This is a genomic window from Chloroflexota bacterium (assembly GCA_018829775.1).
Lineage (GTDB): Bacteria > Chloroflexota > Dehalococcoidia > Dehalococcoidales > RBG-16-60-22 > E44-bin89.
In genome coordinates, this window is sequence record JAHJTL010000115.1 from 14,457 (window position 1) to 33,501 (window position 19,045).

Genomic DNA, 19,045 nt, shown 5'->3' on the forward strand with positions numbered 1-19,045 from the left:
CGATTTGATGAAAGCATTAATGATGACCCCGACCGTTGACCCGTTTGATCCGGTACATGGCTTCGCTTATGCTTGGATGAAGCGAATTGCCGGGCAGGTGGATAAGCTCTCCATCATAACCTTGGTCCAACGAAATACAGAGCCAGATAGGGATTTTGAGGTATACTCCTTGGACACGAAAGGAAATCGTCTCTCAAAGTGGCTCTATTTGAATCGTCTCTTACTTACATTAGTCCCTCGGGTGGATTTGGTTTTCACTCACATGTATCCTGCCTTTCCTGTTTTGGCCTGGCCGTTTAGCCGTCTCTTTGCTAAACCTCTAGTTATGTGGTTCTGCCATGGCCATATCAGCCTGATGACCAGATTAGGTCATGCTTTGGTGAACCGGGTTGTTACCGCGTCGGAAGAGAGTTTCCGGATCAGGAGCCGGAAAGTGAAAATTATCGGGCATGGCATTGATATTGAGCGATTTTCCACTTCGAACACGCCCGCTTCTAAAGGCGGCGCAACCATTCTATCTGTGGGGAGGATATCCCCGGTAAAAGACTATACAACATTGATCGAGGCTGCTGCGATAATGGGCAGCGAATACGGTATGAAGGATATCAGAATCGTGATAGTCGGTGGTCCAGCCTCAGTATCGGAAGAGAGATACCTGGAGATGGTCAAGAATTTAACGAGAGACAGAGGAATAGAGAAAAGGGTGGAATTTGTTGGCCCTGTTCCCTATAATCAAGTGGCCGAGTATTATCGCCGGGCAGACTTATTTGTCAGTACCAGTCAAACAGGAAGCATCGACAAAGCAGTTCTGGAGGCTATGGCCAGTGGTATTCCAATCGTTACTTGCAACGAAGCTTTCTACCCATTCCTAGGTAGCTACCGTTCCATGCTCACTTTTCAGAAAAATGATCCGCACGATTTGGCGAAAAAAATTGCTGCCCTTTACTCACTGTCGGAAGAGGACAGAGAGAAAATGCGTTTCTTTCTCAAAGGTATAGTTGAAACTGAACATAGCCTTGATGTCTGGCTACCGAGGTTGATTTCAGTATTTCGAGAAGTATTGAAAAGGAACTGACTAGCTCTGACTAAAAGAGATGAAAAAACAACTTCTGTACATTGCCAATGCCAGAATTCCCACGGAAAAGGCTCATGGCTTGCAGATAATGAAGATGTGTCACGAGTTTGCCAAAAAACTACGTGTTGAATTAATTGTACCATGGCGAATTCAGACCAAGTTAATGAGGCAGGTGGCCGATGCTCACAAGTACTATGCCGTGGCAAAAACCTTTCATATCAGACGATTATTCAGCATGAATCTAACTCCACCCTTGGATAGCCGCCTTTCCCACTGGACTCGTACACTGCAGAGTATGTTGCATTGGCCGCATAGCTTGTACTTCGGTCTGATAAGTGCCGTCTACGCTCTTGTTCAGTCAGCGAAGCTGGTTTATTCCCGCGATTTCTTCTCCTGCCTTTTTCTTTATCTCTTCAAGCCCTTACACCGTAAGAGCGTTTTTTATGAAGCCCATGATTTCCCACTCACTAAGTTAGGGCGCAAATTAAGAAGCTGGGCAGTGCGTCATGTTGATGGACTCGTTGTGATCAGCCAGAAACTGGGAGAGCTTTACCAGAGCCAGGGTATTCCATCGGAAAAAATATTGGTCGCGCCGGATGGAGTTGATTTATCTCTTTTTTCAGTGAATCTCCAGAAAGAAAAAGCCCGAGAGGAATTTAAGATTCCCTCAGATAAGAAAATAGTCTGCTATACGGGCCACCTGTATCGCTGGAAGGGCACCCATATTTTAGCTCAAGCCATGAAAGAACTGGCTGACGAATGTCTTCTCTATGTCGTTGGTGGCACACCAAGAGATATCGAGGAATTTAAAAGGTTTATCAGCTCAAATCATATTCCAAACATAGTAGTTGTCGGTTATGTGCCACCCACACAAATTCCTAAATATTTAGCCGCCGCCGATATCCTAGTCCTACCCAATACTTCCGAAGAAGCGATATCCAGGCTTTATACCTCCCCGCTGAAATTGTTTGAATATATGGCAGCACGGAGGCCTATCGTCGCCAGTGACTTACCTTCGATAAGGGAAATCCTGAATGAGGAAAACGCCTTGCTGGTGAAACCAGACGATCCAACTGCATTAGCTAACGGCATGAGAAGGGTAATCAGAGACGATGAGATGAGTCAGAAACTAGCTGGAAATGCCTTCCGGGACGTTCAGTTTTACACCTGGGAGAGGAGGGCGGCTGGAATATTAGAGTTTATGGATAAAAATGCAGAAGTGGGAAAAGTTCCTTGATGAATGCATCAGGGAAATAGCAAAGGAGAACAAAATTCTGGATATTGGCAGCGGTTCTCCCTTTCAGAAAGAGATGAGGGAGTATAAGGACTGCTTTTCTACTTCAAAGTATTACGCATTAGATTATGACTACAGTTATCACCCTGACATTGTTGGTGATATTCACAATTTACCTTTTAAGGATGGGTCAGTGGATGCGGTAATCTGCAAGGCTGTGCTTGAGCATGTCCCCGAGCCACAAACAGCGGTTGGAGAATGCCATCGGGTGCTGAGGAAGGGTGGAAAGATATTTGCTTATGTCCCATTCCTCCACGGCTACCACGGTGCTAAGAACTATAAAGATTATTACCGATTTACTAAAGACGGAGTGATGTATATGTTTCGCCATTTCAATGTGGTTAGAATTGTGGAGGTCAGGGGATATTTCAGTACCCTTTGCCTGTTTATTCCTATGAACAATTGGCTTATGCCGTTAACAAACTGGTTGGACCGCTTTATTGGCTATGGCGTTACTTCTGGCTATAATATATTTGCGAGGAAGTAGTAGAGTTGAAGCAGCTACTAACTAATAAGATAACCAGAGGTGAGTTGAACAAGTTTCTAAAGACCCATAGTGGCGCTGGAAAAACACTGAACATAGGAAGCGGTGGTTTACAAAGTAGTAACTATTTCCCAAATGTCATTGGCTTAGATATTAGTAAAGCAGCAACGCCGGACATTTTAGGTGATTCACATTATCTTCCGTTTAAGGAGGAGAGTTTCGATGTTATTTTGTGCACCGAGGTGCTTGAGCACCTGAAGCAACCCCAGAAAGCAATAGATGAAATGAGGAGAGTCGTGAAAAGGGGGGGGGAACTGCTTCTAACCACTCGATTTATCTTTCCCTTGCATGACACCCCATGTGACTATTTCCGGTACACTAAATACGGTCTAAGGTATCTACTAAGGGATTGGAACGTGGTTCAGATTACCGAAGAAACGGATACTATCGGGACCCTAGCTGTTTTGCTCCAAAGAATAGCTTATCAGTGTGAGGTTCTGCGTTTCAAACCGTTCAAAGGGCTTTTCCACTTGTGGGCACACTTAACAAAACGACTTGGATTCATAGTCACCAAAGAGTATGGTGTCTTCTATGATCGCATTCTTGAGCAGAAAATAATGACCTCGGGCTACTATGTTGTCGCCATCAAAATGTAGTAGGTGAGTTATGACAAAGGGGAAGTACATCCGAGGCGAATATGAACTCCGTGGCGAGTATCATAAGCAGCTGGACCCGGACTGGCCTTATTATCCTACATACTTGGCAAAGATGAAATTCATCAGAAGTTATCTATGTAAGATTCCTCTAACTTATAAGATTCTTGACTTAGGTTGTGGGGAAGGTATTCTGTTAGAAGAATTCAAAAATCTTGGTTACAATATCATTGGTTTAGATCAGAATTATTCCTCTGAGTTTGTCATAAGAGGTGACATAAAAGAAACACCGTTTCCTGATCATGATTTTGATGTGATACTCTGTCTGGACGTTATTGAGCATTTGGATTATGAAAGTCAAAGGTCAGCAATAGCTGAAATAAAAAGACTATTAAAAGACAAGGGTATAGCCATTCTTACCATTCCTAATCTAGCCCATTGTTACTCAAGGCTAAGGTTTCTATTAATTGGACAGCTTGACAGAACAGCTCGGATTGAGAAGCATCCTGGAGACAGACCAATTGCAGAGCACCTACAACTTTTAAGACAAGAAGGCTTTAAAGTTATCCAGCGCAAAGGGCTGTTTCCTACCCTGCCTGTAATTTATCAGCTAATCCAAAGGTGGCCATCTAAAACTCTATGGCTTTATAACCTACTTAATAGATTGCTCCCCTTGGCTAACTATTGCTTTTTGAATATCCTTGTAGTCCAGAAAAAAGCCAGCAAGATTTAAGTAACTAGTAAAATGCCCAGAATATTCGCCACAATCAGATAAAAAAGATTAGGCAAAGGATGAAGAAAATTAAGTAATTTGGAGGAATACAATTCTATCTAGTTAGTTTCCAGGAATAAGCAGAATCAAATGCCCGAGCCAGGGCTTTAGCCGCTACAATGCCGAGGATACCAAATTGTACCGCAAAGAGTACCAATAACACCAGCTCAAATATGGCAACAGCTACGTTGAGTTTGAACAGCTCTCTCGTTTTTCTCTGGGCTTGAAGTGCACCCCGACGCAATACGGTGGCCAGGGTTCCGAGAATCACAGGAATAAAAAGAAGTTGTGTATAAAGAACCGAATCCAGATACTTACTAGAATACAACCAGGGTATTATATAAGGGCATAACAGGGCACCAATGCCACAGATTATGACCATACCCACTAACAGCCATGGTAACCTTCTTTTGACTTCATCGTATGCAACCTTTTCGTCCATAGTCGCAGTTTTGGGAAAGACCGTCTGGCTTATTGATGCAAGTAGCACAGTCGGTAGGTTGGCAATCATCACTGCGATGGAATAGATTGCCAAACCAGCGTAACCGAGCGCTACACCGATGATTAACTTATCAAAATGGAGCACAGCGATACTGATTGCCTGTATGCCGGTAAGTTGTTTACCGTAGGTTATTGCAGTTTTGTCCTCACGGCAACTCAAGTTGCCGGTTTTAACGGTGTTAAATAGAAAGACAATATGCAGTATGGTTGATGTGGCCAGGTAGGCGGCGACCACCCACAGTAAGTTTCTGGTGAAATATACGGCGAGTATTACGGCCAGCGTTAAAAAGACCCAATAGATAGACCGATATCTGGAAGACAGATCAAACTGCTGTCTGCCGTTCAGAAATGGATAGTAACTATCAAAGGACACGTGAAACGGAAAGAAAAGTGAGCTCAACAGGAAGCATTTACCCAGCAATGTTTCTCCACTGGAATAATAGTAGATTCCGATTAGAAGACATACCGCAGCACCAATGAGGCTCCATTTGAATCTTGTTTTGGTGCCCTTAATAAATACTTGATCACGACCATTGGCTACCGCCTGCATAATAGCGGCGCCCATGCCAGGTAGAGCCGATATCGCCAATATGCCTATAATGGAAAAAAAGTAGTTATACTGGCCATAATCTTCTTTGGATAATAGCCTCGTCAGTACGACTGAAGTTGCTAGGCCACTAAGAAGAATGACGCCCTGCGCAATTAGTAGATAGGCATTATTTTTTATATAATACTCTAGGTCTATCCCGAGCCACTTTCCGATTGTGTTGATAACGAAATTTTTCATAGTTTGTTATCATCGCTGTGGAAAAAGCTACTCTTCACTGGAGAGTTTGCGTAAAAAGGCTTAATGTATATGTACAACTGAGTCAATGTACCTGCGAAGACCCTCAGTGATTTCTACCTGTGGCTGCCATCCCAGCTCTTTTTTAGTTAGTTCAATATCTGCCCAGGTATTTTTTACATCACCTTTTTGTTCTTCAACGTACGTTGCTTTTACTTCCTTATTCAGTAGGTTGCTGATTAGTTTGACTAGGTCATTGACACTAATCCGGCTGCCTCCCCCGATATTAAACACCTTGCCTTGAATCTCGCTTCTTGCCGCCAGAATATTCGCTTCAGTAACGTCATCTATGTACGTAAAGTCCCTCGTCTGATTTCCGTCGCCAAAAATGACAAACTCTTCACCATTCAATATCGCGGAGACCATCTTGTGAATGGCCATATCTGGTCTCTGTCCTGGTCCGTAAACAGTGAAATATCGGAGCGAGATTACCGGCGTTCCGTAGCTTTTATGATAAAGGTAACACAAATTTTCACCGGCCAGCTTGGTAACGCCATAGGGTGAGATAGGTCTTGGCGCAGCGGTTTCTTTCAATGGAAGTTCCGCATCACCATAAATGGAAGAGGAAGAGGCATAGATGAATTTTGTTAACTTTTCGCCTTTGTAGAATTCAAGCAACTTTTGCGTCGCCAAGATATTGTTCCGGACATAGATTTCAAATTTATCACCCCAGGAACCTCTTACCCCGGGCTGGGCGGCTTCGTGAAAAACACAATCGACCCGGGGGAATTCTTTCATGGCAAGGACATCGGCTTCAATAAACTCAAAATGCTTCTGCTTTAAGATACCGGCGATGTTTTCCCCCTTGATTTCTCTGGGGTAATAAGGGGCAAAGCAATCGATTCCCACCACCTCATAGCCCTCTTCCAGCAATCTCCCGGCAAGGTGAGAGCCGATAAATCCGGCGCAACCAGTGACCAATGCCTTCACGCTGTTATCTCCCGGTCCAAATTTACGCCTTTAAACCACTCGATTGTTCTCTTTAATCCGTCATGGAGTGAGATGCTCGGTTGCCACTGGAGCAGCTCCTGCGCCTTACTTATATCCGGCTGCCTTATCTTCGGCTCACCCTCAGGCAAGGAGCGGTTCTGTATATCACTCTCGCTGCCGGTAAGCTCCAGGATTTGGCGTGCCAGTGCCAGGATGGTTATTTCATCTGGATTCCCCAGGTTTATCGGCGTATTTATCTCTGATAGGGCAAGTTTGTAGATGCCTTCCACTAAATCCGAGATGTAGCAGAAACTTCTCGTCTGTGTACCGTCGCCAAATACGGTGAGCGGTTTCCCTTGAAGCGCCTGCGTGATGAAGGTTGGAACAGCCCGGCCGTCTTCTTTCTTCATCCGTGGACCATAAGTGTTAAAGATTCGGGCGATTTTGGTGTCGAGATGGAATTGGCGATGATAGGTCATGGTCAGCGCTTCAGCGAACCTTTTTGACTCATCGTACATCGAGCGAGGCCCGACCGGGTTGACATTTCCCCAGTACTCCTCTTTTTGTGGGTGTTCCAGTGGGTCTCCATAGACTTCCGATGTTGAAGCCAGCAGGAATTTGGCTTGCTTTTCCTTCGCCATCTCCAAAACATTTAGGGTGCCCAACGAACTGGCTTTCATGGTTTCTAACGGCAGTCTCTGATACTCCGGTGGGCTGGCGGGACTGGCCAGATGAAAGACGTAGTCGATATCGGATTTTATAGCTGAAACATCGGTGATATCCTGCGATATGAAGGCAAAGCCTTTATTCGGTATCAGGTGCTGTATATTACTCATCTCGCCGGTAAGCAGGTTATCCAGGCAAATTACTGAACATTGCCGGGCAAGCAGGAAATCGCAGAGATGAGAGCCGATGAATCCAGCGCCGCCGGTGACCAGTGCCTTCACCGCCCCACCCCCTGGTATATGAAACCCAATCGTTTCATTTCATCGGGGTCGAACATATTTCGGCCGTCAATAATGACCGGCTGATTAAGAAGCTCTTTAATTTTCTTGAGGTCCATTTCTTTAAATTCGTCCCACTCAGTCACCATAACCAGCGCATCACTGCCCTCCGCTACCTGATAGAGGTTCTGGCACAGCTCTATATCCGGGAAAATCTGCCTGATATTTTCCATCGCTTTTGGGTCATAGGCTTTTATTTTCACGCCTTCCTGTTGCAGCTGCCTGATTATTTTTATCGCGGGCGCCTCTCGAATATCATCGGTGTCTGGTTTAAAAGCCAGACCCAGTATCCCGATGGTTTTGCCGTTTAGATTCCACAGCAGCTCCTTTGCCTTTTTAGCTACCTGGCGGCATTGGTGTTCGTTTATTTTGTCCACTGCTCGCAGCAGTTCAAAATCATAACCGGCTTCTTCCGCTATCTTGATAAAGGCAAGCACATCCTTGGGCAGACAGTATCCACCATAGCCTATTCCAGCGTCAAGAAAAGCACGACCTATCCTCTTATCAAGGCCCATCCCTTCAGCGACTTTAGTTACATCGGCTCCCACCGCTTCGCAGATATTGGCCAGGGCATTGATGTAGGATATTTTCAGGGCTAAAAAGGCATTGGAAGCATGCTTGATTAGTTCGGCGGTCTCAATGTTGGTTATAATCATCGGCGCATCCAGCGGTTTGTAGAGCTCCCTCATTAAATCGACCGCCCGTTCGCTCTCCACGCCGATGACAATTCTATCCGGGTGCATGAAGTCATGAACCGCTTTACCTTCACGCAGAAATTCCGGATTGGAAATCACGTCAAAGTCATGTTGATGGCGATTGCTAAGTTGCACCGTCCTTTTCACCCAGCCGCCGGTTTTCACCGGTACAGTGCTTTTATCCACGATGGCCTTATAGCTATCCATTGATTCTGCAATACGTTTGGTGGCCTTTTCCACGAATGATAAATCGGCGGCGCCATCCGGCCCCTGAGGGGTACCAACGCAGATAAAGACTACGTTTGCCTTTCCCACCCCATCCTCAACGCTGGTGGTGAACGAAAGCCTGCCTTCACCTACGTTTCGGTGCACCATCTGCTCCAAGTCCGGCTCGTAGAATGGGATCTGGCCCTTCTGCAGAAGGTCTATCTTTCCCGTATCGTCATCCACGCAGATTACTTTATTCCCCAAGTCAGCCAGGCAGGCACCAGTTACCAGGCCGACATGTCCGGAGCCAACGATGCAAACATTCATTATCGTACCTCTCTTCAGCTGCTAAGCTTACTTGTCTTTAAATAATAGGCGATAGTTTCGGCAAGACCGTCTTGAATTGACCACTGCGGTTCGTAGCCAAACGCTCTGGCTTTGTTAATATCAGCGAGACTTTGTGTTACTTCTCCAGGCCTTGATTCTTTATACACCAGTTCCAGGTCTTTTCCCATTAACTGCAGAATTTTCCGCGCAAGCTCGTTAATGGTGATGCTTTGACCGCTGCCGATATTATACGTGCTTTCAGCATCACTCTGTGCGGCTAAAATGTTAGCGTTCACCACATCCTTGACATAAATGAAGTCACGACTCTGATTACCGTCACCTAATACAACCGGGGGCTGGTTATCGGCTATCCTCTGGATAAAAGCTGGAACAACCGCGGAGTATTGAGATTGAATACCCTGCCTCGGTCCATATATATTAAAGTACCTCAGACATACTGTGGAAAGCCCGTACAACTGGCGAAATATGCTGCAGTAGTACTCGCAGGCTAGCTTGGTGAGTGCGTACGGTGATATGGGGTCTGGTGGCAGTGCTTCATTTTGCGGGATTGAGGTTACGTTACTGTACACCGATGAGGAGGAGGCAACAATAACCTTTTTAACGCCGTTATCCCGGGCCGCCAACAGTACTTTCAGTGTTCCGGTAATATTTACTTCGTTAACCAGTAAAGGGTTTTCAATGCTACTGTTTATGCTGGCTATAGCTGCCTGATGAAACACATATTCGGTTCCTTTAAACAGCGTCTGCAGCAGCGCAAGGTCGGTCACGTTTCCCTGAACGAATTCCACAGAGTTCTTTTTCAGAAAATGGCCTATGTTCTCTCTCTTACCTGTGGAAAGGTCGTCAAGGACGATTACGTAGTAGCCGCGATTTTGCAGCTCTTCTGCCAGATGAGAGCCGATAAATCCGGCGCCACCGGTAACAACGACTTTCTTCGCCATTTTTACGTTTTCTTTGAGGCAACGAATATATTCGTCTGGATTAACTGTTCCAGTGTCCCCACGTCAAACCAGGCATCAAGTTCCAGCAGATAGGCGGCAAGCATCGGGTTTTCTTCTCCGGCCAGCCGCTCTGTAAGGTTTCGCTCCAGGCTCGTGTCCGGTTTCCTGGGAAGATACGCGTCAATACGAGGAAGAAGGAAGTGGCTGTCAATAATACTGATGCCGGCATTCACCGCCGGTGCTTCGGGGACCTGGGTGATATCCGGCTTCTCGATGAAACCACGAACGATTTTACATCCTTTCATTTCCTCAAACTGTCCGACGCCGAATCTGACAGCTTCTTCCCGCGGTACGGTTACAAACGCCACCGTCATTACCGTGCCCAGGGTTTCTTTGCAATGGTTGTGGTAAGTGATGATATCAGACAGGTTCATCTGCGGGGAAATACTGCCATCGGACAATGTCCTGTTGATGATATAATCGGTGTAACAGACCAGGAAATCATCTCCCAGTGCAGCTTTATCGCGCATGTGGTCGATGGCACTTCTCAAGTCGCCGCCTGTTCCCCATCCTGGAGCTACCAGGACATCGATTTTGAAATCCGGATTGGTATATTCGACTCTGAATCCAAGGGCATGAAACAGGTCAAGAATTTTATCAAGATGCTGCCTTCTTTTGTCAAGATAATTATCGAGCGTGGCAGCTATGGCTTTATTGCGCACCGCAATATAAAGCTCTTTAATCTCCGGTGCTCCGCCAAACCAGGAGAGCATATATTCCACAAGAGGTATGCCGCCAATTTGCTGAAATATTTTGGGGGTAAGATAGGTGAACGGGTAACATCGAGTGCCAGCACCGGCTGCCAGCAATATCGCTTTCAATCGGAACCTCCAACGTAATCGACGATAATTATAACCCACTGAACTCGCATAAGCAAGATAAAGTATTGACAGGGGGCGGAACGAAAGGCTATAATAATACTACAATTAGAGTGTTATGGAAAATAAAGTTACCATCAAAATACCGCGAGAACTTTATCGGAAGCTGAAAGTTATGATACGCGATACCGGGTTTTCCAGCGTATCTGAGTTTATCATTTTCGTTATGCGGAGCATCGCTTCCGGCGGTGAAATCGGCGGTGAAGATACGTTAACGGCGGACGAGATACGCGCGGTAAGAGAAAGACTGAAGAAACTGGGTTACTTGCAGGAGGAACGATGAAGCAGGAATATGAAAGCGGAGCAGTTAACTTACCGGCAGAGCTCTACAGGCGAGTAAAGGATAGGACTGCAGCCACTAATTTTGAGTCTGTCGATGAGTACGTCATTTTTGTGTTGTCTGAAGTGCTCAAAGAAGAAGGTGAGAGTGAAAAATTGGCCGTTGATAGTGAGCAGGAGAAAGAGGTTAAGAAAAGGTTGAAGGCACTTGGGTATCTGGACTGACATTTTCACTGGCGCGATATGGAAATAACACCGGCATTATTTACGGGAATTGCTTTCCTGTCGCTTTTTTGCGAATACCTTACCGCCTCTATTGGAATGGGATATGGTACCACACTGACCCCGCTATTGCTTGTCTTTGGTCTGTCACCATTGCAGGTGGTGCCGGCAGTTCTACTGGGGTAGTTTGTCGGTGGCGTGGTTGGTGGCCTTGCCCATCACTGGCTGGGTAATATCAGGTTAGATTTCAGGCAGGATGAGCAATTAATCAAAAAAAGACTGAGAGGACTGGGGTACTTACCCAAATCGCTGGATGCTAAAGTCGTTTTCATCCTCGCCGGGTTCGGGATTATCGGAGCACTGGTGGGTGTTTTTACCGCCGTAAATATCCCCACCATGGCGCTGATGACCTATATCGGCATCGTTGTCCTGGGCACCGGGGCCATCATTCTGCTACGGAGGAACTACCGAGGCCCCATTTCATGGAAGGGTTTAGCTGGGATTGGGCTATTAAGTTCATTTAATAAAGGAATCAGTGGCGGAGGGTATGGTCCGCTGGTTACCGGCGGGCAGATAATAAGCGGGCGGGAAACGAGAAGCTCGGTGGGGAGCACGACGGTAGCTGAAACTGCGGTCTGTTTCGTGGGCTTTTTGGGTTATATGCTGATAAAAGGCGATATTTTCTGGAGTCTAGCCGCTGCTACCAGCATTGGCTCAATTATTGCCAGTCCATTTGCCGCGTTAACCGTTCGTAAAATAAACTCGGCGAAGCTGAAAATAATCATCGGTTTTTCCACTGTAGCGCTTGGCACCTATATTTTACTAAAGACTTTCGTCTTTTGAAGGAGGATTTTATGCTGGACTTAAAAGACCTTGAGAACCGAAGCATTTACGTTGTCAGAGAGGCCTATGCTGAATTTAAGAAGCCGGCAGTTCTCTGGAGCATGGGAAAGGACAGCACCACCATGCTCTGGCTATGCCGCAAGGCTTTCTTTGGTAAAATTCCCTTCCCGGTGATTCACATTGACACCAATTATAAGTTCAAGCAGATGTACCAGTTCCGCGACAACCTTGCTCGGGAATGGGGATTTGAATTAGTGGTGGCGAAAAATGAGAAAGCACTCAAAGATGGGTGCTCACCCGAGCAGGGTAAATTTGAGTGTTGCACCAGATTGAAAACAGAAGCCCTGAAAAATTGTCTGGAAGAGTACGGCTTCGATGCACTCATTCTGGCGATTCGTCGGGATGAACACGGGATACGAGCCAAAGAGAGGTACTTCTCACCTCGAGATGAACAATTCAAATGGGACTACAAAGACCAGCCGCTGGAGATGTGGGACCAGTTCCAGGGACTTCTCAGCGCCGGCACTCACATGCGAATCCATCCCATATTGCACTGGCGTGAGCTTGATGTATGGGAATATACAAAGCAGGAAGAGATGCCGGTGAACCAGATGTACTTTGCCAAGAACGGACAACGATATCGCAGTCTGGGATGTGAACCCTGTACTCTGTCTATTGAGTCGAGCGCGGCCACCATAGATGAGGTTGTTGAAGAACTGAGGACAACCAGGGTCGCCGAGCGAGCGGGCCGGGCACAGGATAAGGAAAAGACGTTTACCATGCAGAAGCTTCGTGCGCTGGGCTATATGTAACCAGTAAAATCGCGAAGATGTAGCTATACGGAGGACAACGTGAATTTAAATGCGGTTATCGTCGGGCATGTGGACCATGGCAAGTCAACTCTTATCGGCAGACTGCTCTATGATTCGGAGACATTGCCAGAAGACAGGCTTGCTGAAATCCAGAGACTTCTTGAAGAGTACAAAAAGAGGTTTGAGTTCGCCTATTTCCTCGACTCCTTCGAGGAGGAATTAAAAGAAGAACGGACCATCGATACCACCAGGGTATTGTTCAGAGGAAAAGGAGGAAATTACTATACTATCGTCGATGTGCCCGGGCATAAGGAGTTTATCAAAAACATGCTCACCGGTGCCTGCCACGCTCAGGTTGCCGTTCTGGTCGTCTCAGCACCGGAAGGCGTACAAGAGCAGACCAGACGGCATGCGTTTCTCGTCCACATGCTCGGGGTAAAGAACATCATCGTTGTGGTCAATAAGATGGACCTCGAAACATACCAGCAGGCCGCCTTTGAGCGGGTGAAAACGGAGACATCCGCTCTTCTGTCCTCTCTCGGCTATTCACAGAACATATTTATCCCGATTTCAGCTATGGAGGGCGATAACGTTTATCTATCGTCAGAGCGCATGCCCTGGTATCAAGGGCCGTCACTGATTCAGGTACTCGATAGCACAGAACCTGAAGAAACCGGGGAAAAGCCACTCCGGTTCGTGGTTCAGGACGTCTATGGTGCGGATTCAGAAAGGGTTACCGTGGGGCGAGTAGAATCAGGCGCCTTGAAAACGGGAGATGAACTCGTCTTTCAGCCTTCCAATCTCAGAGGGAGAGTAAATAAGATAGTAATATTTCCGAAGGAAGTGGCTAAGGCAACATCCGGTGACAGTATTGGCATTCATGTGGACTGTGTACCGTCAAGAGGAGATGTTGCCGGACTGTACAGTAATCAGCCTGCAGCGGTCACCAGTTTTCTGGGCGAGGTGGCTTTGCTTGAGGGCACCCTCAATAAAGGCGACAAACTGGAAATGAAATGCGGGACAAAACGGGCCAGCTGCGAAGTTGCTGAGATACACCAGAGAATAAACTCCGAAACGGGCGAGGTAATCGGCAGGGATATAGACCGTATCGGGGAAAATGAGGCGGCAACCATTGTCTTCCGGAGCGAGCCGGTGGTGGTTGAACCGTTTTCTGAAATCCCAGAACTGGGCCGGTTTATAATTACCCGAGGGAAAAAGAACATCGGTGCCGGGGTCATTTTGGAGAACGGGTAACGTGATTTTCGTTTTGGGTATAGATGCCGCGACCTGGACAGTTATCAGACCAAACCTGAGTCAACTGCCTACATTCAAGAAACTAACCGAGCTGGGTCAGGCTAGGGAAATAGTTATAGAAGAGGAGGAGAAACTAGAATCGCAGTCTCTGTGGTGTGGTATGTTTTCCGGGAAGACGCTGGAAGAGCACCGCCATGACAGCTGGGTCGTTGGAGACAGACTGGCCAGAAGAGAGGATATAAAAGTAGATTTTATCTGGGACATTCTGGAGCGAGAGGGAAAGAAAGTCAGAGTACTGAACGTACCCTTCATTGTACCGCCTTATTCCTTTCGAGTTGACTTCAAGCCAGTAGGGTTCGGCCTGCCCACCAACGAAAAGGAATGGCAGGAAGAGTTAGAGAGAGTAAGCGAAAAAACCAGAGAGATGCTCGTCGAAAAGCCAGACCTGTTAATTGCGGTCTATACTCTTCTCGACCGCATCCAGCACTTTCACTGGGGTGAAGATTGTGTCCCTGCCTGGTACCGGAAGCTGGACGCGAAAATGGACGAGATTCTTTTTGACACCGGTTTCCTGGATAACAGGCAAAACAAACTTATTATTGTTTCTGACCATGGCATGTGTTCATTTGGGGAAGCCCGCATCCAGACCCTGCCGAAGAAGACAGAGTGGGGGGAATTGAAAGGCGACCACCATGAAAATGCCGTACTTATTACGGTGAACGTTGATTACCCAATCAAAAGCCCCCAGGACATATTCCGGGCAGTGAGAAAGGAATTTAAAGCTTCCAGCAGTTAACTTCGCAAACCTACTTCTATCGCTATCTCTAATGTAACTGTGTCCCTGATAACCTTGAGTGTCGTTGGCTCTCCAGGACTTAAGTGGTCTCCCAGATATGATGTCAGAGCCGCCACATTTTTGATTTCTGCGCCATCAATGGCGATGATGATATCATCATCCTGAACGTCAGCTACCTCAGCCGGACTATCGGGCACTATCTGGCTGACCAGCACCCCGTTGATGGATTCCAGGCCCATATCTTGCACCTGTTGCGGCGTTAAATCAGAAATACTGACGCCCAGCCACGGGTAATCAAAGTAGCCCCGGGTAATAATGGAATCGGCGACACGTCTTACCTTGTTCGAGGAAACAGCATAGTAAATACCGTCACCTTCTTCAGGCCCAACACGAGCAATGACCAGCCCAATAACATCTCCGACGGAGTCGAACAACGGCCCACCGGAATTACCGAAATTAACCGCAGCGTCAAACTGTATCAGATTTGACACCCAGCGACTTTGATTGTCGTATTCTATTTCGGTATACCGGTTCACCTGACTGACAATACCTGTGCTCAATGAGTCAGCCAGGTCAAAGGGACTCCCAATGGCAGCAACAGGGTCGCCAATTTTTATCTGGCTGGAATCGGACATCGCGGGCGGTGCAACACCGGGCGCACCATCAAGCTTTAAAACCGCCACATCGCTGAAAACGTTGGAGCCAACAAGGCTGGCGGCAAATACTCTCCCGTCTGAAATAATGACATATATTTCCTCCAGATCACCTATCACGTGATGCGCGGTCAGTACATGTCCTTCAGAGTCGTAGATAAAGCCGGAACCCACCGTTCTCTCTCCATTGCTGATTCTGATGACGGCCTGACTCACTTTCCGATACACGTCAGGAGCGTCTATAACGAACCCGGCCATCTCAGTCGCTTTGGTCAGTTCTCGTCCTATAGTATCAATCCTGTCCAGGTTTTCGCTCACTTCTTCTCCAAGAGCATCAATCAAAGCCAGATTATCTTCAACCTTACCTTCCAGGTCAGTTGCGTGAGCGATACTTTTATCTATATCAGCCCCCAGACTATCCAGCTCGGTTTGAAGCTCATTACTTAGCGAGGCTATTTCACCACTTATTGCTTCCGTCTGTGCTGCCTGAGCAGTCTGGAATGTGCTCAGCTCTTCTCTCATCAGATTCATCTGTTGATAGGACGTATAGGCGTAATAGCCGAATCCACCGGCAAGAATGAGCAGGAAAATCAATAGCCCGATAGTTATTTTGTTTGCCATCTAGACATGCCTCCTTGTTCCTGAGTCATGCGCTGGTGCTCTTTGAACATGCATTTATTCATCACGACGAGCAATCCCGCATCTCTGGCCTTAGCTGCAGCCTCTTCATTCACAATTCCTTCCTGCATCCACACCGCCCTGGCCCCGATTTTAATGGCCTCCTCAACAATGGGCATAACGTCTTCGGAGCGACGGAATATCTCCACCACATCCACTTTCTCCGGTATAGAACTCAGGTCAGGATAGCTTGTTCTGCCCAGTATCTCCTGGGCATTCGGGTTGACCGGAATGATATTGTAGCCCTGTTCTGCGAGGTATTTTGCTATCCCGTAGCTGGGCTTCTCTGGGTCGGAAGATAGCCCGACCACAGCTACGTTACGAAATTCCTTGAGTATTTTTTCTTCGATACGTATCCTAATCTTCTCCATAGAATAGCTGGTCGTAGAGGGTCTCCAGGCGTTTTTTATGCTTCAGCTCTTCATTTGTCAGATTGGCGCAAAGCTTTTTGGCCGCCTCTTCCCGCATCATGCCCATCATTTTGCGGTAGAAGTCCACCGATTCTTCCTCGCGTTTCATGGCAAAAATGAGCGTGTCCTGCAGGCCGGCGCCCTCTAGGGTATCACCGCCGGTCAGGTAATTGCTTATTTTGAGGTCGGCTATTTCATCCTGGTGCCACTGTTTTACCAGGCCTTTTTGCCTTAAGTCCTTCAGTTTATCGGCGTGCTTGGCTTCCTGCCGGGCAAGGTCTTTGAGGAGTTCTTTAGCGCCCGGGTCGTCGGTCTTTCGCTGCGCGGCCTCATACATGGCCTGTGAGGCGATCTCCTTATAGATGGCAGTATCCAGCACCTCGCTCAGTTCGTCAGGCATTCTTCACCCACCTTTTACAGAAGAGATAATAGCAAGCGATTATTTACTTTCTTCTTCCAGCAGGTCGTTGAACACGTCAATGTGGTAGAGTTCATTATCGCGGATGCGGAAGAGCAGTTTTTTCAGGTCGGCATCGTCGGTTTCTTTGCCCGCCTTATCATACGCCTCGGCTACTTCTTTTTCGATTTTGATATCGGCCTTGAGCATATCCGTCGGTCTGGTTGACTGGTCTACCTCGGTATGTTCAATTACAGGATTGCCGCCACCGCTTGTCAGTTCCTCCGCCAACCAGCCGAGGTGCTGCATTTCATTAATCGCCTGGTCCTGCAATTGCTCCTGCGCCTCCTCACTCTTGTTCATATAGGAGTGCAGGAGATACTGGAGGATAACCGTATATTCATGCTCGATGCCCCAGTTCAACGTTTTGGCGGTCTTATCCTGACGGTCGCCCCTGATATCCTCAGTTCCCCCACGCTTCGCTTTGTCCACGAAGTGGGCAAAGTTACCGTGATGTGCCTGTTCGTCGGAAAGGATACGCTGCAGCAGGCGCTTTATCTTTGGGTCGTCGATAAGACTGATATGTTCTTTATACTGCTTTACAGCTCCTTCTTCCAGGCTCACGTCGTTCTGCATCCAATCGGAAACCTGTGCGCCGCCCATGCGCATGGTACCTCTCTCCAGACTGGGCACACCGCCAAGCTCAACGATTACCTCCGCCAGCCAGTCGAGGTGACGCATCTCATCCCGGGAAATGGCCTCAATCTCGCAGGCCATCGCGCCTTCGCCTATGCCATAGGCGTGGTTCAGGTACTGTATGATGGCGCCGTGTTCATCCTGAAGGTCTTTGTTCAGCAGCTCAATGATTTTGCTTCTGTCCATAGCAGCCCTCCTAACAAAGATTAAATGTAGTTATTTGCCTTGTGTTTGGCGGCAATGGCGTCCGCCAGGTTGTCCAGTGCCTTGAGGTCGGACTCTCTTGGAAACCCTTTGCACATTACCGGTTCCAGTACTTCAACTTTAAGATTTGGAATCATGGCGCTCAGCTGCTCCACTGCCCGGCTTCCCCAGCCGTAGGAGCCAATGATGGATATAAATTTGATATTGGGCCGGAGGGCGTTGGCCAGAAAAGCGGCGTAGGCGACCTTAGGATGGGGACCGACGAGCGCGGTAGGCGTGCCAATGACCACGGTGGCAGCGTCAACCAGTGACATGGCCAGTTTACCTACGTCGGTGTCGCTCAAATCAAATTGCTTTACCGTAACCCCGCGCTGCACGAGTGCATCAACGAAGTGTGCAACCATTGTGCGGGTGCTGCCGTGCATGGAGATGTAAGGTAGAACAACAATGTTTTTCGGGTCATCAAACGCCCAGCTATGATATGCCCTGGTTATGAATTCAGGTCGGTTATGAAGAGGGCCGTGGCTGGGGGCAATGATGTCAACAGCATAGTTCTTCACCGTATCCAGGTTTTTCTGTAAACTGGTGCGGAACGGCATCATTATCTCGGCATAGTAACGTTTGGCCGCTTCATACAGTTGACCTTCATCAGTAACAAAAAGGTCGCTGGTCGCCAGGTGAGAGCCGAAGAAATCACAGGGGAACAGTATCTTTTCCTCTCTCAAATAGGTAAGCATGGTCTCCGGCCAGTGGACCCATGGGGCATGGATGAATTCCAGCGTCCTGTTGCCCAGGGATATCGTTTCCCTGTCCTCGACAGCTATGATTTGCTCCTCTGGAGCCAGCATCAAATCTACGAGCATACCCTGGCACTTAGGAGTACAAACAACCTTTGCTTCCGGATATCTAGTTAGCACTGCGGGCAGGGCACCGGAATGGTCCTGCTCAGCATGGTTGGTGATGATATAATCGATTCGGTCAATTCCAAGATGCTCCAGGTTATCCAGAAGAATATCCGGCATGGCAGCATCCACGGTATCGACCAAAGCCGTTTTCTCACTGCCTTTGATGAGATATGAGTTGTAGCTTGTCCCGTCGGGAAGAGGTATCAGAGC

General features: G+C 47.5%; 22 protein-coding genes. 11 read left to right on the forward strand and 11 right to left on the reverse strand.

What is annotated here, in order from left to right; all coding sequences use genetic code 11:
• The first annotated feature begins 7 nt into the window (after positions 1-7).
• From KKD83_11235 to KKD83_11255, 5 genes are all read left to right on the forward strand, one after another.
• A complete protein-coding gene (locus KKD83_11235; GenBank protein ID MBU2536714.1) occupies positions 8-1,075 on the forward strand; it encodes a glycosyltransferase family 4 protein in 1,068 nt (355 codons plus the stop codon).
• Positions 1,076-1,247: 172 nt separating this feature from the next.
• The gene (locus KKD83_11240; GenBank protein MBU2536715.1) at positions 1,248-2,312 is read left to right on the forward strand and encodes a glycosyltransferase family 4 protein; all 1,065 of its coding nucleotides are present in this window, start codon (positions 1,248-1,250) and stop codon (positions 2,310-2,312) included.
• Positions 2,287-2,856 carry a class I SAM-dependent methyltransferase gene (locus KKD83_11245; GenBank protein MBU2536716.1) on the forward strand — a complete coding sequence of 190 codons (570 nt, stop codon included), beginning with the start codon at positions 2,287-2,289 and terminating at the stop codon, positions 2,854-2,856. Before KKD83_11240 ends, KKD83_11245 begins: the two co-directional genes overlap by 26 nt.
• 5 nt (positions 2,857-2,861) lie before the next feature.
• Complete coding sequence (locus tag KKD83_11250) at positions 2,862-3,509, forward strand: class I SAM-dependent methyltransferase (protein ID MBU2536717.1); 648 nt, start codon at positions 2,862-2,864, stop codon at positions 3,507-3,509.
• Positions 3,510-3,519: 10 nt separating this feature from the next.
• Positions 3,520-4,239: a class I SAM-dependent methyltransferase gene (locus tag KKD83_11255; protein MBU2536718.1), complete on the forward strand. Its 720-nt coding sequence runs from the start codon at positions 3,520-3,522 to the stop codon at positions 4,237-4,239.
• A gap of 94 nt (positions 4,240-4,333) precedes the next feature.
• Here the strand turns inward: KKD83_11255 and KKD83_11260 are convergent, their stop codons facing one another.
• The 6 genes from KKD83_11260 to KKD83_11285 are packed head-to-tail and all read right to left on the reverse strand — an operon-like array spanning position 4,334 to position 10,629.
• On the reverse strand, positions 4,334-5,566 hold the full coding sequence (locus KKD83_11260; protein MBU2536719.1) for an oligosaccharide flippase family protein: 1,233 nt from the start codon (positions 5,564-5,566) through the stop codon (positions 4,334-4,336).
• Between the two features lie 60 nt (positions 5,567-5,626).
• On the reverse strand, positions 5,627-6,553 hold the full coding sequence (locus tag KKD83_11265) for an NAD-dependent epimerase/dehydratase family protein (protein ID MBU2536720.1): 927 nt from the start codon (positions 6,551-6,553) through the stop codon (positions 5,627-5,629).
• Positions 6,550-7,500 (reverse strand): SDR family oxidoreductase, encoded by a 951-nt coding sequence (locus KKD83_11270; GenBank protein ID MBU2536721.1) that lies wholly within the window; start codon positions 7,498-7,500, stop codon positions 6,550-6,552. Before KKD83_11270 ends, KKD83_11265 begins: the two co-directional genes overlap by 4 nt.
• The gene (locus KKD83_11275) at positions 7,497-8,786 is read right to left on the reverse strand and encodes a UDP-glucose/GDP-mannose dehydrogenase family protein (GenBank protein ID MBU2536722.1); all 1,290 of its coding nucleotides are present in this window, start codon (positions 8,784-8,786) and stop codon (positions 7,497-7,499) included. The genes KKD83_11270 and KKD83_11275 overlap by 4 nt, the downstream gene beginning before the upstream one ends.
• Positions 8,787-8,800: 14 nt before the next feature.
• Positions 8,801-9,748 (reverse strand): SDR family oxidoreductase, encoded by a 948-nt coding sequence (locus KKD83_11280; protein ID MBU2536723.1) that lies wholly within the window; start codon positions 9,746-9,748, stop codon positions 8,801-8,803.
• Positions 9,749-9,750: 2 nt separating this feature from the next.
• A complete protein-coding gene (locus KKD83_11285; GenBank protein MBU2536724.1) occupies positions 9,751-10,629 on the reverse strand; it encodes an NDP-sugar synthase in 879 nt (292 codons plus the stop codon).
• A 115-nt stretch (positions 10,630-10,744) separates the two neighbouring features.
• Here KKD83_11285 and KKD83_11290 point away from each other — a divergent pair, with 115 nt between their 5' ends.
• From KKD83_11290 to KKD83_11315, 6 genes are all read left to right on the forward strand, one after another.
• Complete coding sequence (locus KKD83_11290; protein ID MBU2536725.1) at positions 10,745-10,969, forward strand: ribbon-helix-helix domain-containing protein; 225 nt, start codon at positions 10,745-10,747, stop codon at positions 10,967-10,969.
• A complete protein-coding gene (locus KKD83_11295; GenBank protein MBU2536726.1) occupies positions 10,966-11,190 on the forward strand; it encodes a CopG family transcriptional regulator in 225 nt (74 codons plus the stop codon). Before KKD83_11290 ends, KKD83_11295 begins: the two co-directional genes overlap by 4 nt.
• A 195-nt stretch (positions 11,191-11,385) precedes the next feature.
• The gene (locus tag KKD83_11300; GenBank protein MBU2536727.1) at positions 11,386-12,030 is read left to right on the forward strand and encodes a sulfite exporter TauE/SafE family protein; all 645 of its coding nucleotides are present in this window, start codon (positions 11,386-11,388) and stop codon (positions 12,028-12,030) included.
• A gap of 11 nt (positions 12,031-12,041) precedes the next feature.
• Entirely contained in the window at positions 12,042-12,842 is an 801-nt protein-coding gene (locus tag KKD83_11305; GenBank protein MBU2536728.1) for a sulfate adenylyltransferase subunit 2, read from the forward strand.
• A gap of 39 nt (positions 12,843-12,881) precedes the next feature.
• Complete coding sequence (locus KKD83_11310) at positions 12,882-14,096, forward strand: 50S ribosome-binding GTPase (GenBank protein ID MBU2536729.1); 1,215 nt, start codon at positions 12,882-12,884, stop codon at positions 14,094-14,096.
• A 1-nt stretch (position 14,097) separates the two neighbouring features.
• Positions 14,098-14,892, forward strand: coding sequence for an alkaline phosphatase family protein (locus KKD83_11315; protein ID MBU2536730.1), 795 nt, complete (start codon positions 14,098-14,100; stop codon positions 14,890-14,892).
• Here the strand turns inward: KKD83_11315 and KKD83_11320 are convergent.
• The 5 genes from KKD83_11320 to KKD83_11340 all read right to left on the reverse strand — a co-directional run.
• On the reverse strand, positions 14,889-16,166 hold the full coding sequence (locus KKD83_11320) for a trypsin-like peptidase domain-containing protein (protein MBU2536731.1): 1,278 nt from the start codon (positions 16,164-16,166) through the stop codon (positions 14,889-14,891). The two genes, KKD83_11315 and KKD83_11320, sit on opposite strands and share 4 nt — an antisense overlap.
• Positions 16,151-16,594: a CoA-binding protein gene (locus KKD83_11325; GenBank protein MBU2536732.1), complete on the reverse strand. Its 444-nt coding sequence runs from the start codon at positions 16,592-16,594 to the stop codon at positions 16,151-16,153. The genes KKD83_11320 and KKD83_11325 overlap by 16 nt, the downstream gene beginning before the upstream one ends.
• Positions 16,581-17,033, reverse strand: a complete 453-nt coding sequence (locus tag KKD83_11330; protein MBU2536733.1) for a ferritin family protein — start codon at positions 17,031-17,033, stop codon at positions 16,581-16,583. The genes KKD83_11325 and KKD83_11330 overlap by 14 nt, the downstream gene beginning before the upstream one ends.
• A 39-nt stretch (positions 17,034-17,072) precedes the next feature.
• Complete coding sequence (locus KKD83_11335; protein MBU2536734.1) at positions 17,073-17,912, reverse strand: ferritin-like domain-containing protein; 840 nt, start codon at positions 17,910-17,912, stop codon at positions 17,073-17,075.
• Between the two features lie 20 nt (positions 17,913-17,932).
• Positions 17,933-19,045: FprA family A-type flavoprotein (locus KKD83_11340; protein MBU2536735.1), on the reverse strand; the 1,113-nt coding region annotated here is incomplete at its 5' end.

Coding starts and splice junctions, on each gene's coding strand:
- KKD83_11235 (MBU2536714.1), top strand. CDS start 8: ATGAAAGCATTAATGATGACCCCGACCGTTGACCCGTTTGATCCGGTA.
- KKD83_11305 (MBU2536728.1), top strand. CDS start 12,042: ATGCTGGACTTAAAAGACCTTGAGAACCGAAGCATTTACGTTGTCAGA.
- KKD83_11320 (MBU2536731.1), bottom strand. CDS start 16,166: ATGGCAAACAAAATAACTATCGGGCTATTGATTTTCCTGCTCATTCTT.
- KKD83_11335 (MBU2536734.1), bottom strand. CDS start 17,912: ATGGACAGAAGCAAAATCATTGAGCTGCTGAACAAAGACCTTCAGGAT.
- KKD83_11295 (MBU2536726.1), top strand. CDS start 10,966: ATGAAGCAGGAATATGAAAGCGGAGCAGTTAACTTACCGGCAGAGCTC.
- KKD83_11245 (MBU2536716.1), top strand. CDS start 2,287: ATGCAGAAGTGGGAAAAGTTCCTTGATGAATGCATCAGGGAAATAGCA.
- KKD83_11325 (MBU2536732.1), bottom strand. CDS start 16,594: ATGGAGAAGATTAGGATACGTATCGAAGAAAAAATACTCAAGGAATTT.
- KKD83_11290 (MBU2536725.1), top strand. CDS start 10,745: ATGGAAAATAAAGTTACCATCAAAATACCGCGAGAACTTTATCGGAAG.
- KKD83_11275 (MBU2536722.1), bottom strand. CDS start 8,786: ATGAATGTTTGCATCGTTGGCTCCGGACATGTCGGCCTGGTAACTGGT.
- KKD83_11255 (MBU2536718.1), top strand. CDS start 3,520: ATGACAAAGGGGAAGTACATCCGAGGCGAATATGAACTCCGTGGCGAG.
- KKD83_11280 (MBU2536723.1), bottom strand. CDS start 9,748: ATGGCGAAGAAAGTCGTTGTTACCGGTGGCGCCGGATTTATCGGCTCT.
- KKD83_11260 (MBU2536719.1), bottom strand. CDS start 5,566: ATGAAAAATTTCGTTATCAACACAATCGGAAAGTGGCTCGGGATAGAC.
- KKD83_11330 (MBU2536733.1), bottom strand. CDS start 17,033: ATGCCTGACGAACTGAGCGAGGTGCTGGATACTGCCATCTATAAGGAG.